This is a genomic window from uncultured Methanobrevibacter sp. (genome assembly GCF_900314695.1).
Lineage (GTDB): Archaea > Methanobacteriota > Methanobacteria > Methanobacteriales > Methanobacteriaceae > Methanocatella.
On sequence record NZ_OMWD01000002.1, the window covers coordinates 1 to 12466 of the forward strand.

At 29.5% G+C, this 12466-nt stretch carries 10 protein-coding genes; all 10 read left to right on the top strand.

Features of this window, described 5'->3' with window-relative positions; all coding sequences use genetic code 11:
* The first annotated feature begins 295 nt into the window (after positions 1-295).
* The 10 genes from QZN45_RS00480 to mcrB all read left to right on the top strand — a co-directional run bounded on the left by QZN45_RS00480 (position 296) and on the right by mcrB (position 12459).
* Positions 296-1225, top strand: coding sequence for a transcription initiation factor IIB (locus QZN45_RS00480; protein ID WP_394346743.1), 930 nt, complete (start codon positions 296-298; stop codon positions 1223-1225).
* A gap of 880 nt (positions 1226-2105) precedes the next feature.
* A complete protein-coding gene (locus QZN45_RS00485) occupies positions 2106-3671 on the top strand; it encodes a hypothetical protein (RefSeq protein ID WP_295614737.1) in 1566 nt (521 codons plus the stop codon).
* Between the two features lie 144 nt (positions 3672-3815).
* Entirely contained in the window at positions 3816-4010 is a 195-nt protein-coding gene (locus tag QZN45_RS00490; protein WP_058738613.1) for a hypothetical protein, read from the top strand.
* A gap of 231 nt (positions 4011-4241) precedes the next feature.
* On the top strand, positions 4242-5702 hold the full coding sequence (locus QZN45_RS00495; RefSeq protein ID WP_296810428.1) for an ATP-binding protein: 1461 nt from the start codon (positions 4242-4244) through the stop codon (positions 5700-5702).
* Between the two features lie 426 nt (positions 5703-6128).
* Entirely contained in the window at positions 6129-6521 is a 393-nt protein-coding gene (locus tag QZN45_RS00500) for a hypothetical protein (protein WP_296810430.1), read from the top strand.
* Between the two features lie 133 nt (positions 6522-6654).
* Positions 6655-7227 (top strand): transglutaminase family protein, encoded by a 573-nt coding sequence (locus QZN45_RS00505; protein WP_296810433.1) that lies wholly within the window; start codon positions 6655-6657, stop codon positions 7225-7227.
* A 447-nt stretch (positions 7228-7674) separates the two neighbouring features.
* Entirely contained in the window at positions 7675-8883 is a 1209-nt protein-coding gene (locus tag QZN45_RS00510) for an ATP-binding protein (RefSeq protein WP_296810436.1), read from the top strand.
* A 691-nt stretch (positions 8884-9574) separates the two neighbouring features.
* Positions 9575-9814, top strand: a complete 240-nt coding sequence (locus QZN45_RS00515; protein ID WP_296810439.1) for a hypothetical protein — start codon at positions 9575-9577, stop codon at positions 9812-9814.
* A 446-nt stretch (positions 9815-10260) separates the two neighbouring features.
* Positions 10261-11091, top strand: coding sequence for a F420-dependent methylenetetrahydromethanopterin dehydrogenase (locus tag QZN45_RS00520; RefSeq protein ID WP_296810442.1), 831 nt, complete (start codon positions 10261-10263; stop codon positions 11089-11091).
* A 36-nt stretch (positions 11092-11127) separates the two neighbouring features.
* Positions 11128-12459, top strand: a complete 1332-nt coding sequence (gene mcrB, locus QZN45_RS00525) for a coenzyme-B sulfoethylthiotransferase subunit beta (RefSeq protein ID WP_292606356.1) — start codon at positions 11128-11130, stop codon at positions 12457-12459.
* Positions 12460-12466: the final 7 nt, after the last annotated feature.

Consider the following 12466-nt stretch of genomic DNA (forward strand, 5'->3'; position numbering starts at 1 on the left):
GGGTTATACCTGGTCTCGTTTCGATCCCAGTAGTGAAGTCCTTTTGTGTTTTGTTTGTGTACTATGGTTTTCTATGGGAATTTCATTTCGCTGCAAGCTCATTATATTATAATATCACCGTACCTTGAATTTATACAACCATCTTAAATGAAAACTTTTGTAAAAACTAATTAGACTTTTTTTTTATCTTTTATAATTAGTTTTCTGTTGTCGAAACCATTTTTGGAATTTAATTCCATAATCCTTGAAGGAGGATGATACTATAACAACCAAAACCACCAAATTAAACAATGAAATTGGACAACATGATATTCTCAGCGATGAAGATCCTAAAACATGTCCTGTTTGTAATTCTACTGAGAGATTTGTCGATAATTCCAGAGCGGAAGTTTGTTGTGCTCGCTGTGGTCTAGTTTTAGATGAAAATTTAATTGATCATGGCCCTGAATGGAGAGCATTTGACCATGAACAAAGAGATAAACGTACTCGAACTGGAGCCCCATTAACTTATACCATATCTGATAAGGGATTAAATACAACTATCGATTGGAAAGATAAGGATATTCATGGGCATAAAATTCCTGAAAGAAATAAAGCTCAGATTTATCGTTTGCGTAAGTGGAATAAAAGAATGCGTGTTTCTGGTGCTGGAGAGAGAAATTTGGCATTTGCTTTAAGTGAACTTGATCGTGATTCATCAAGATTGGGCATTCCAAGAAGCGTAAGGGAAGATGCGGCCATTATTTATAGGAGTGCTGCTAAAAATAAACTCATTCGTGGAAGAAGTATTGAAGTTGTAGTTGCTTCTGCATTGTATGCTGCTTGTAGGCGTTGCAATATTCCCCGTACATTGGATGAAATTGCAATTGCTTCAAACGTATCCAAAAAACAAGTCGGAAAAACATATAGATTTTTATCAAGGGAGTTAAATATCAAATTAAAGCCAACATCTCCAAGTGATTATATTTCTAGATTTGCCAGTAAATTGGGGTTGTCTGGTGAAGTCCAAGCTAAAGCAATTGAAATTATTAATAAAGCTGTTAAGGCTGGTTTAAGTTCAGGTAAGGGGCCTACTGGTGTTGCAGCTGCAGCGTTATATATTGCATCTCTTTTACTTGGTGAGAGAAAAACCCAAAAGGAAGTATCTGAAATTTCTGGAGTGACTGAAGTTACAATTCGCAATAGATACAAGGAATTATCTGAAAATATCGACATGGTTGTTTAAATTTAGCTTATTTTTTTCTTTTTTTTCATTTTTTAAGAAATAGTTAAATATTATTTTTAATAAATTATTTATTGTCGTATCATTTTTTGACCAATGCCTACGGTCCTTTTATGAGGAAAGTTTTAGCTGTCTATGATTAGAAGAAACCCAGCATTGGATAGGCTGCCCGTTTCGAGGGTTACTCGAGGAGCGAAGGGTATTCTAGCAATGATTCAAGAGAGTTAGTATACGGGCAACAAAAAATATATCTTATTTTTTGTTTATTTTACTTATTAATTTGTAATATTAAGTTTATTCTTTATTAACCTAATATAATTTATTTGATGATTTTATTGGTTGCAATATATTGGTATTTTTAAAAAACTAGTCTTTTTTTTAAGGAATTAATTGGTCTTTTTTAGTAGGTATTTATATATTGTATGGTTTTTTTAGTATATTGACTTTAAAATTCTTTGAAAAATTATTAGGAAAACCATTCATTAACTATTTCATATTCTATGTTTCCATAATGAATTCCTCCATACTGATGTTAACAATTAATGAAAAATATTAAAAATATAATTTTAAAAATTGAATAAGGATAAATTTGTTAAACAAATTTTGATACATCCCTATTCAACATATAACTTGGTTGGTACTGTACCGGCCAAAACATCCTATGAGGTTATATAATCCTATGGGCATCAAGTATATAAAAGTTCTATCCATTACTTATTATCAAATTAAAACAATATTTCATTCTAAAAACAATTTTATATTCCAAAAACAATGTTTATTTTTAAAAATAAGAAAGTATAAATAGTTTTAAAATAAAATATCTAATTCTAAAACATTACTATAATAAGATCTATTGATGGTGTTTTTATAGGTGGTTGATAATATGAAATTATTTGAAAAACCAGGTTATGAAACTATAATTGGAGATGGCAGACATTTAACGGAATATATGAAAAATCTAATCAAAGAAGGTAAGATTTCAGAAAGTGAGGCAATGTCAATTAAAGATAGATTAAAAAATGGATTTGAGAATGGCAGTATTAAAGAAGAAGAGCTAATTCTTAGGGCTCATGAAATGTTTTCTGATTTTCCGTATGATTATATATGGTTCTTTGGGAATGTTATGTCAAAGGATGAAACCTGTCCGATATGTCTTGAAAAAATGGATTATAAAGAGGGTTCTTGTAAAAATTGTGGTTTTGATCTTGATTTAGTTCATTTAAGTTTAAAAGAGTTTGAAATGATGGATATTTTCGCAGATTTTGTTGATTCACATGAAGACCTTAAGGATACAAAAGACATGCTTTTAGAAAATGATTATTATGGGGACCATTTATATAATGATTTGCTGCTCCAAATATTTTTGGATGATTCCTTAAAAAGGGAATATGATAGCCTTCATTTAAATAATTTTGCGGATTTGGATGAAATGTATGCTGATTTTAAAGAGGATACATCTGAAGAAAATTACTCCCAAGAGAATGCTCAAACAACTTGTATGGATGAAATTGAATTTTGTAAAATGGCTGACAATAAGTATCGTCTAATCCCAAGGGTTGATGATTCATATGTCATGCCTGTTGATTTGAATAGATTTAAACTTTATACTCTTGTTGATGAATGTAATGATGCAGATTTTGCATTATATGATTTGTCTTTTGTCCCATGGTGTTTTAGACAACAACTTAGAGATTTGTCCTTTGAAGGAGGATTTTTGACTCATAATGCCTGTAAAGCTAATTGGCAGGATTTTTCAAAAGACTTGAGGCGTTGGCAATTGAAAGAATTTTTAGAAAAACATGGTATTGATGCCACGGGCAATAAAAAACATCTTGTTCAAATAATTGCTGAAAGTAATTTGCCATTAGAAGAATTCGTGTCTGAAAAAACATTTTTAACACAAGAATCTTATGATTACTTGAAAGAATATGAATGGATTCAATTTTACATCGATAATCTTTATTATTTTGATTTTTTAGACTTTTTTGATTTTTTGGATAATCATAATGGCAGTATTGAGGAGATTTCTCTAAAATACTTGGATGAACATATTAAATTAGCTGAGGAGTCATTGGATTTTGATTATATCATGAGGACTTATGAATCCAAAACAAGAATTCTTCATTCAATTTTAAAATTGGATGAGGCATTGGAATGTGATATTCGAATATTGCATTTAAATATGAATCCTATTTGCTTACCCAATTATAGCTTTTCTTCACATGTTCCTTTAGATTCTGAAAATATTTCAAATCTAAAAGAAGCAAAATCAAAATATGGGGAGGAAGTAATCTTCAAATCATTTAATAAAAATTGGAATTTTATGGGTTTTAAATCAATAATCATTCCTAAAAATGATGTTTGGGATTATTTAATTAACGCATTAAATTCTAAAGATCAGAATCATGGAAGTAAAAAAATTCGTGAAAAATATTTCTTGTCTTTTTAAATTGATAATAATAGGAGTTTTAAATAATTGGGTGTGAATACATCTAATTGATCATATGTTTTTTCGTAAAGTCGCAGTTTGAAAATGTTTATTATTAATGAAGTTTATATCTTATAATACAATTAGGAATAGGAGGAGATTTATTTGCAAGAAAGTAATGAATTAGATTCAACATGTGGAATTTCTGATGAAGAGCTTACAGAAAGATTTAAAGCATCTATTAAAATAGATCAAGATATTTGTAAAATTAAAGGACTTCCTATTGCTGGTTATGATGATGAACTTGATTGTCCTTACATAGAATATCCTGATGGGAAAAGAGAGTATGTCAAAGAATAAGAAAAAACTTCTATAAATTATTGTTTTTACAGTCGTTATGAATGCTATTTTGTATAATTGTGGCTAAAATCTATTTTAAGGACTTTATTTACTTTTTAAAGTGTAAATAATTTTGTCATGTTTTTCAATATTATAAATTTTATTGAATATTTTTTTATATATTATCATTCAATATATTGAATATATATTTATATAATAGTGTTCAATATATTATCAAAGAGGTGATTTAGTATGAATCCTGATAATGAAGATTCAATTCATGATTTTTTACAAAGCCAAATAACAGATACTCCTTTATCTCTAAACAATGAGTTATCAAATAGGGGTGTTAAATTTAATCATAGGGATGATTTTGAAGAAATAAGAACATTTATAGATGAATTCATCGATGGAAATAATGTTAATCGTTATATTGTATTGCCGGGTCTTAGAGGTGTTGGAAAAACAACAATCTTATTTCAGGTATATGACTACTTGTTGAATCAAAAAAATATCCGTCATGAACAGATATTATATTTTTCCTGTGAGGAACTAAATAAAATAGAAGATTGTGACATCTATGATACCATCAAATATTATCTAAAAACATTCCATAACTCCTCACTGCAGACACTTGATGAAAAATTATTCTTATTAATTGACGAATCACATTTTGATAAAGATTGGTCACTTTCAGGTAAAATAATCACTGATAAATCTAAAAATATATTTGCGATTTTTACAGGTTCATCAGCAATAAATCTTGAATATAATGCTGAAGCCGCAAGAAGGATGATACGATATCCAATAACTCCCCTAAATTATTCACAACATTTAAAATTAAAATATAATTATCACACAGATATTTCCAATGATTTGATAGATTTATTATTTAATGGCAATGTTGATAATGCAATCATAAAAGAAAAGCAGGTAAATCGTGATTTATTAAATCTAAAAAATTATCATTCAATGGATTGGGATAATTATTTTAAATTTGGAGGATTTCCGTCAGTGATGCATGATACGAATCACAGAAATGCATTTAAAAAATTATACTACTCAGTTGAAACTGTGGTGACAAAAGATTTAGGGACAATGAATAACCTGACTGCAAATACACAAACAAATGCATTAAGATTAATGAAATTTTTGGCGGAAAAATATCCTGGTGACATTTCACAAAATGTGCTTGCAAATAAAATCAAAACTTCTGCAGGAAGTGTTAATACAATAATGGACTTACTTGAAAAGACTCATTTGATATTTCACACAGAACCTTATGCAGGTGCAAATGCAAGAGCAAAAAAATCATGGCAGTATTATTTTGCAACACCAAGCATAATGCATGCAATAAATCTCAAATTCGGATTTTCATCTATAAAATTGAGTGAATATGAAGGAATATTGTTTGAAACATTAGTCGGATCAAACCTTGTTAATTTGAAAAATAGTGAACAGTTCTTTGAATTCAGTATATTCTACGATACATATAAAGTGAAAAAGCAAAAGGTTGATTTTATAATAAAAAAAGATTTTGATGAAGTAATCCCAATAGAAGTTGGACACGGTAATAAAGGTACTGATCAAATTAAGGATGCAATAAGACGTTATAAAGCTCCACATGGAATTGTTATATCTGATACAACAAAAACAATTGAAAAAGTTGATAATGTAATATTCGTGCCAATAAAAACTTTCTCATTAATGTAAAAACTATTAAAATTTGGGAAATATTATTTATTTTCCATTTTTTGTATATGGTGTAGTGTGTTTAAATATTATTATATCATATTAATTGTGTAAGAGCGAAAAGTAGTAAATATTTTGTATAGTATACGGGCAAAATCCTTTTAAATGATTTATGATCTTTATAATATCTATTAAACTTTAAAATTTCTTTCAGCATATGATAACTTAGATAGGTTATTAAATAGCTTAATCAATTATTATTCTTTCTTATTTTCATAAAAACAGTTTTTTAAATAATTATTTTTTAAGGCTGTTTTGGCTGTTTTTAGGCGGGTGCTTATATTTTGTATAGCACAATCAGGTCCTTTCTTCATTGTTTTTTTTGTTGGAATTTTATTATATCATTTCAATGAAAAAATTGAGAACTGGAATTCAAAAATATACTGCATGATCTCATTAGCTTTGTTTGCAGTATTGGGGTTAATCATTTATTCAAATATTGATAATACTGTTGTTTATTATATCAGGAATATTTTGGGTGCATTATTGTTTTATTTCATATTTATGGCAGTTTCAAGAACTTCCTTTTCTGATAAGCTCAATCAATCAAGATTTTATAATTTTTGTGAATCCCGTTCCATGAATATTTATCTGCTGAATTGCCCCTTTATGCAAATTTATTTCCTTTTACTTAATCCGTTAATAGGAACAAATGTTTATTTAACTATTCTGTGTCTTTGGATATTGTCATATACTTCAATATTCATTGCAGTATGGATTCAGAATAAACTGAAAATGTTTTTAGTCAATAAAATTCCAATTCAAAAAGCAAGCGGTTAATAGTAATTGATGATAACAAAAGGGTTTCAAAACAAGGGACAATACTTAAAAAGAAAGGGACTTTAATTGACTTATGAAATATTTACTTTGATTTTATTATTAATTCAATTTCATTAAAAAAATAGGAGATTCAATGGAAAATTATCTAATCGAAACACCAAGCATTGATTACATGAATCCTCTTATTCAAAATAAGGTTCGGGAATTAATGAATAAGTCTGAAGATAATCGGGATTATATCAAAAGAAGTTATATCTTTGTTAGGGATGAAATTCCTCACTCATGGAACATTAAAACAGATGTGGTTTCGAAAACTGCAAGTGAAGTGATTGAAAATAAAACTGCGATATGCTGGACAAAGTCATGCATTCTCGCAGCACTTCTAAGGGCAAATAAAATCCCATCAGGCATCAGTTATCAACTGCTTACAAGAGCATATGATGCAAGTGAAGGTTATATGATTCATGCTTTAAACACTTTGCATATAAAAGATTTGAATAAATGGATTAGGCTTGATGCTAGAGGAAATGAGGAAAATATTAATGCATATTTCAGTTTGGATGAGGAGCACCTTGCTTATTCAATTCAAAGTGAATTGGGTGAAATTGATTATCAGGATAATCATGATGATTTGGATGAAAGATTGGTTAATATACTTGGGGAATGTGAAAATATATTAGAAATTAGGACAGATTTTGAGTTTTAGTTACATTATTAATAGATAAATATTTTTTTAGGCAATGGCAGTGAGAAGGGCGTCTTGTTTTTTTTAAGTTAATTATATTTAATATCCTCTTAATTGATGTGGGATTATTCAATATATTGGATGAATTTTTTGGTTTTTTGTCAATTCTTGCAGTTATTAAATGATTACTATCATTTTTTTTAATAAATTTATTGTATTGACAATATTTCATTTTTAAAGCGAAAATTATTGTAATTTAAAAGCTAAATTACTTAAATGTGTAAGTATAATGTATTTCTATTCCAATATTTTTTGTCGATTATGTTCGATAATTTCCTTAAAATTAATGATATTGTCGATTGTATTCTATAATTATATCAATATTGATGATTTTGTAGATTATACTCGACAAAATTTATATATTTTAAAATACAAACTATACATAAAAAAATCATTGGGGATAGCATTATGATTAAAAGAGAATTATACTTAAACAAAATTGTGAGATTAATAGATAAAGATCCTATTAAAATAATAACTGGTGTTAGAAGAAGTGGTAAAACTTATCTATTAAAAAGTATCTGTGAAGAACTTAAAAATAGAGGAATATCTGAGGAAAGCATATTTCTAATCTCTTTTGAATCAATGAAATACAATAAAATTGAAGATTTCAATCAACTTGATGAATGTATCATCGAACTAACTGAAAATGTTAAAGGCAAAGTTTACCTTCTTTTTGATGAAATACAAAATGTTAAAAACTGGGAAAAAAGTATAAATGCATATAGGGTGGACCTAGATTGCGATATCTACATTACTGGGTCCAACTCAGAACTGCTTTCCGGTGAAATGGCTACATTAATATCTGGAAGATACTATCAAATCAATATCTATCCCTTTTCTTTTGAAGAATTCGTACAATACAAAAAAGAAATAGAAAAAATAGATGTAAGCGATTTGGATGATTTATTTAAGGAATATGTTGAATATGGGGGAATGCCACCCATACAACAAGTTGCAGCTGAAGATAAATACTCTTATTTGAGTGACATATACAATACAATACTTCTAAAAGACATTATTGCACGACATAACATCAGAAACACCGATATGCTCAACAGAATTCTTAACTATGTGATAATGAATCTTGGAAAAAACTTCTCAGCAACTAACATAGTCAAATATATGAAACATGAGAGGCGAAAGATATCAAAAGACACAATACTTGATTATCTTTTATACTCTAAGAATGCATGCTTTATACATCAGGCTCAGCGAATGGACATAAAAGGAAAAAAGGTACTAAAACACAATGAAAAATATTTCATAGTTGATCATGGATTCTACCAAGCAAAATATGGTGAAATAGAAAATATGGGTTCCATCCTTGAAAACATAGTATACATGGAGCTACTCAGAAGAGGATATGATGTAAACATAGGAATAATTAATGAAAAAGAAATAGACTTTGTTTGCACAAAAGACAAAGAAAAAATTCATATCCAAGTAACCTATCAATTAAAAAATGATGAAACAATTGAAAGGGAATTTTCAGGGCTTGCACAAATCAATGACAACTTTGACAAATATGTTTTAAGTATGGATAAACTGGATTTTTCAGGAAGCGGATTAAAACACAGAAACATTATCGATTTTTTAATATCTGATTATATATAAAAAAGAAGGAAGGGTAATGAATGAAGTTGTACTATTTGCAGTTTTAAAAGCTTTTTAATGGTGATGAGTCAAATATTATAATGTAAAATCTAAAAGTACATTATATTTTGTATAGTATACGGGCAAAATGTTTTGGATTATGCAGTAATTATGTTGGCATTTCTCCAACATTAGTAATACTTTTTTATATTTTATTATGTTTTTAAGTAGTAATAATTTTATAAAAAGTATTACAATTTAATTTTGATGTCGAAATTTTTATACTATTAAATAACTATTTTAGGTTCATTTCATAGTAAATAATTGCATTATCATCTTATTTTTATAATTTAACGCTATTAATTTTTGGTTATTTCCTATTTAATCATTAATTATACAATTTCATTATTTTTAAAAAGATATTACTTTATTTAAAAGGATAAACCTTGTTCTAGTAAATTTAATATATGTGGTCGTTATTTCTTTTAGAAAAATTTAAATGTTTTATAATGCTTATTTTTTGAATTAAACTTCAAAAATCAAAGTTAATACTTTAATAACATTTATATGGTTATTACTCCTATGAATATTTAGATTAGTTAATTAGATGCTTAATTATGAAATTGTTATTAAATATTGGAGAGTTTATTAAGAACCACATTATTTTGATTGGGTGTCTGATTTTCATAATTCTAGATTGTTGGAGAGTATCATGGAAAGTTATATGCAAAAAATTGGATTGATTAGAGATGACATAAATCCCATAAATATGGATTTAATAGGATTATTTGAAGAATTCAATAGTGAAAATGTTTCTCAAATAATATTTTATCATGCGTGTAATGTTCTAATGGATATGAGTTCTATAACTTGTGAATCAGTTCATATTTTGTCAAAGAGTGTGTATTCAAATTTAAATAGTGAACATATTCCTGATACTCTCTTTAACTGATCTTGATGTTGACTTAATATTAATATAAACGATAAAATTGGGAACTTTTTCTAATAAAGGATTCCAATGATATGTAAGTAAGTTATTTGAGTGGGAAAGATTCAGATTTTCCATTTACTAAAAAATTTAATTAAGAGTGGATTAATGATGTTGATTAAAATTCCAAATAAATTGGAGGAATTTCACAGGAATTTAACAAAACTTAATTCATTAGATTATGATCATCAAACAATAGCTAAATAGCAAGCCATATGAAGTTTAGAATAGTTATAATAAAATAACTATTCTCTCTTCTATTTATCTTTTTAAGATTAGAATACATGAGTTTTTTGTAGTCTACGAATTGAATTTATATATCTAATTATTACTTAATTTAAGAATTGAATTTATTTCAAGTTTATTTTTTTATTTAAATGAAAAAATAATGTAAAATAAAATGTGATACTATGGTTGTAAAAATCGCAATAATTAAAAGTGGAAATATCGGTACATCACCGGTTATTGACCTATTGTTAGACGAAAGAGCAGACAGACCAAATATCGATGTAAGAACCTTTGGATCTGGAGCTAAAATGAATCCGGAACAAATAGAAGACGTTGTACCTAAAATAGATGCTTTCGAACCTGATTTCGCAATCTTCATTAGCCCAAACCCAGGAGCACCTGGACCAGCTAAAGCAAGAGAACTCTTATCTGAAAAAGACATTCCTGCTATTATTGTTGGTGACGCACCTGGTAAAGGTAAAAAAGATGAAATGGATGAACAAGGTCTCGGTTACATCATTGTCATGTCCGACCCAATGATTGGTGCAAAAAGAGAATGGTTAGACCCAACTGAAATGGCTATCTTCAACTCTGACATCTTAAAAGTACTCGCAGAAACCGGAGCATTAAGATTAGTCCAGAAAACCATTGATGCTGTAATCGCTCAAGCTGATGCAGGTGAAGCAATCGAATTACCTAAACTCATTGTTACCGCTGAAAAAGCTGCAGAAGCTGGTGGATTTGCAAACCCATACGCAAAAGCAAAAGCTATCGCTGCATATGAAATGGCTGGATCCGTTGCTAACTTAGACATGAAAGGTTGTTTCATGACTAAAGGTTTTGAAAACTTCATCCCGTTAGTAGCTGCTGCTCATGAAATTGCTGCATGCGCTGCTAAATTAGCACAAGAAGCAAGAGAAATCGAAAAAGCAAACGACACAGTTTTAAGAACCCCTCACATGAAAGAAGGAAACTCAGGTTGTAAAACAGATTTAATTAGTAAACCGCAATAAGGTTTCCTATTTTCTTAAATTTTTTAGGAGGATAGTATGAAAATATATGATGATATTCTGGATTTGTATGGTCCTGATGGAAAAATCCTTGAGGAATCCGTACCATTGGAATCCATTAGCCCACTTAAGAATTCTGCTATACAGGAAATGATTTATGACATTAAAAGGTCCTGTGCAGTCAATTTGGCAGGTATTGAAAATGGTTTAAAGAATGCGGCAATGGGTGGAAAAGCGACATATATTCCAGGAAGAGAATTGGATTATGAAATTGTTGAGAATGCAGATGTAATCGCTGATAAAATCAAGAAAATTCTTCGTGTTAATGAGGATGATGATACAACTGTTGAACTAATCAACGATGGCCAACAATTGTTGGTTCAATTGCCTTTTGAACGTTTAAATGTTGCTGCAGATTATTCTGTTTCAACAATGCAGACTGGTGCTGCAACCATTCAGGCAATTATTGACAGCTTTGAAGTTAACATGTTCGATGCATCAACAATCAAAACTGCAGTAATGGGAGCATATCCGAGAACTGTCGATCTTTCAGGTGCTAATATCAGTGCTCTTTTAGGGCCTCCTGTATTGTTGGAAGGATTGGGATATGGTTTAAGAAATGTCATGGCAAACCATGTAGTTGCCATTACCAATAAGCAAACTTTAAATGCAGCTGCATTGTCTTCAATCATGGAACAGACTGCAATGATTGAAACTGGTGATGCTTCTGGTGCATTTGAAAGAATGCATTTATTGACATTGGCGTATCAAGGTTTAAATGCAAATAATTTAGTGTTTGACATCGTTAAAGAAAATGGTAATGGAACTGTTGGAACAGTTATCCAATCATTGGTTGGAAGAGCGATTGAAGACAATGTTATCAGAGTTGCTAAAAAAATGCCATCAGGATATAATATGTATGAGCCTGTGGATTGGGCATTATGGAATGCATATGCTGCTGCAGGATTGCTTGCTGCAGTCATTGTTAATGTAGGTGCTGCAAGAGCCGCTCAGGGCGTAGCTTCAACAGTATTGTATTATAATGACATGCTGGAATATGAGACAGGCCTTCCTGGTGTAGATTACGGTAGAACTGAGGGCGTAGGTGTAGGATTTAGTTTCTTCTCCCATTCCATTTATGGTGGTGGGGGACCGGGTACATTCCACGGAAACCACGTAGTGACAAGACATGCAAAAGGAACTGCAATTCCTTGTGCATCAGCTGCAATGTGTCTGGATGCAGGAACTCAGATGTTTTCAGTTAAAAGAACATCTGCATTAATTGGAATTGTGTATGGTACTATTGATAACCTTAGAAACCCTATTCCAAATGTGGCCAAGGTTGCAGGAGAAATTAAAGATAAAATTTAAGGTGTTT

Bases quoted from the DNA above. Each gene is read 5' to 3' on its own strand.
- QZN45_RS00485 (WP_295614737.1), top strand. From the start codon at position 2,106: ATGAAATTATTTGAAAAACCAGGTTATGAAACTATAATTGGAGATGGC.
- QZN45_RS00495 (WP_296810428.1), top strand. From the start codon at position 4,242: ATGAATCCTGATAATGAAGATTCAATTCATGATTTTTTACAAAGCCAA.
- QZN45_RS00500 (WP_296810430.1), top strand. From the start codon at position 6,129: ATGATCTCATTAGCTTTGTTTGCAGTATTGGGGTTAATCATTTATTCA.
- QZN45_RS00505 (WP_296810433.1), top strand. From the start codon at position 6,655: ATGGAAAATTATCTAATCGAAACACCAAGCATTGATTACATGAATCCT.
- QZN45_RS00510 (WP_296810436.1), top strand. From the start codon at position 7,675: ATGATTAAAAGAGAATTATACTTAAACAAAATTGTGAGATTAATAGAT.
- QZN45_RS00515 (WP_296810439.1), top strand. From the start codon at position 9,575: ATGGAAAGTTATATGCAAAAAATTGGATTGATTAGAGATGACATAAAT.
- QZN45_RS00520 (WP_296810442.1), top strand. From the start codon at position 10,261: ATGGTTGTAAAAATCGCAATAATTAAAAGTGGAAATATCGGTACATCA.
- mcrB (WP_292606356.1), top strand. From the start codon at position 11,128: ATGAAAATATATGATGATATTCTGGATTTGTATGGTCCTGATGGAAAA.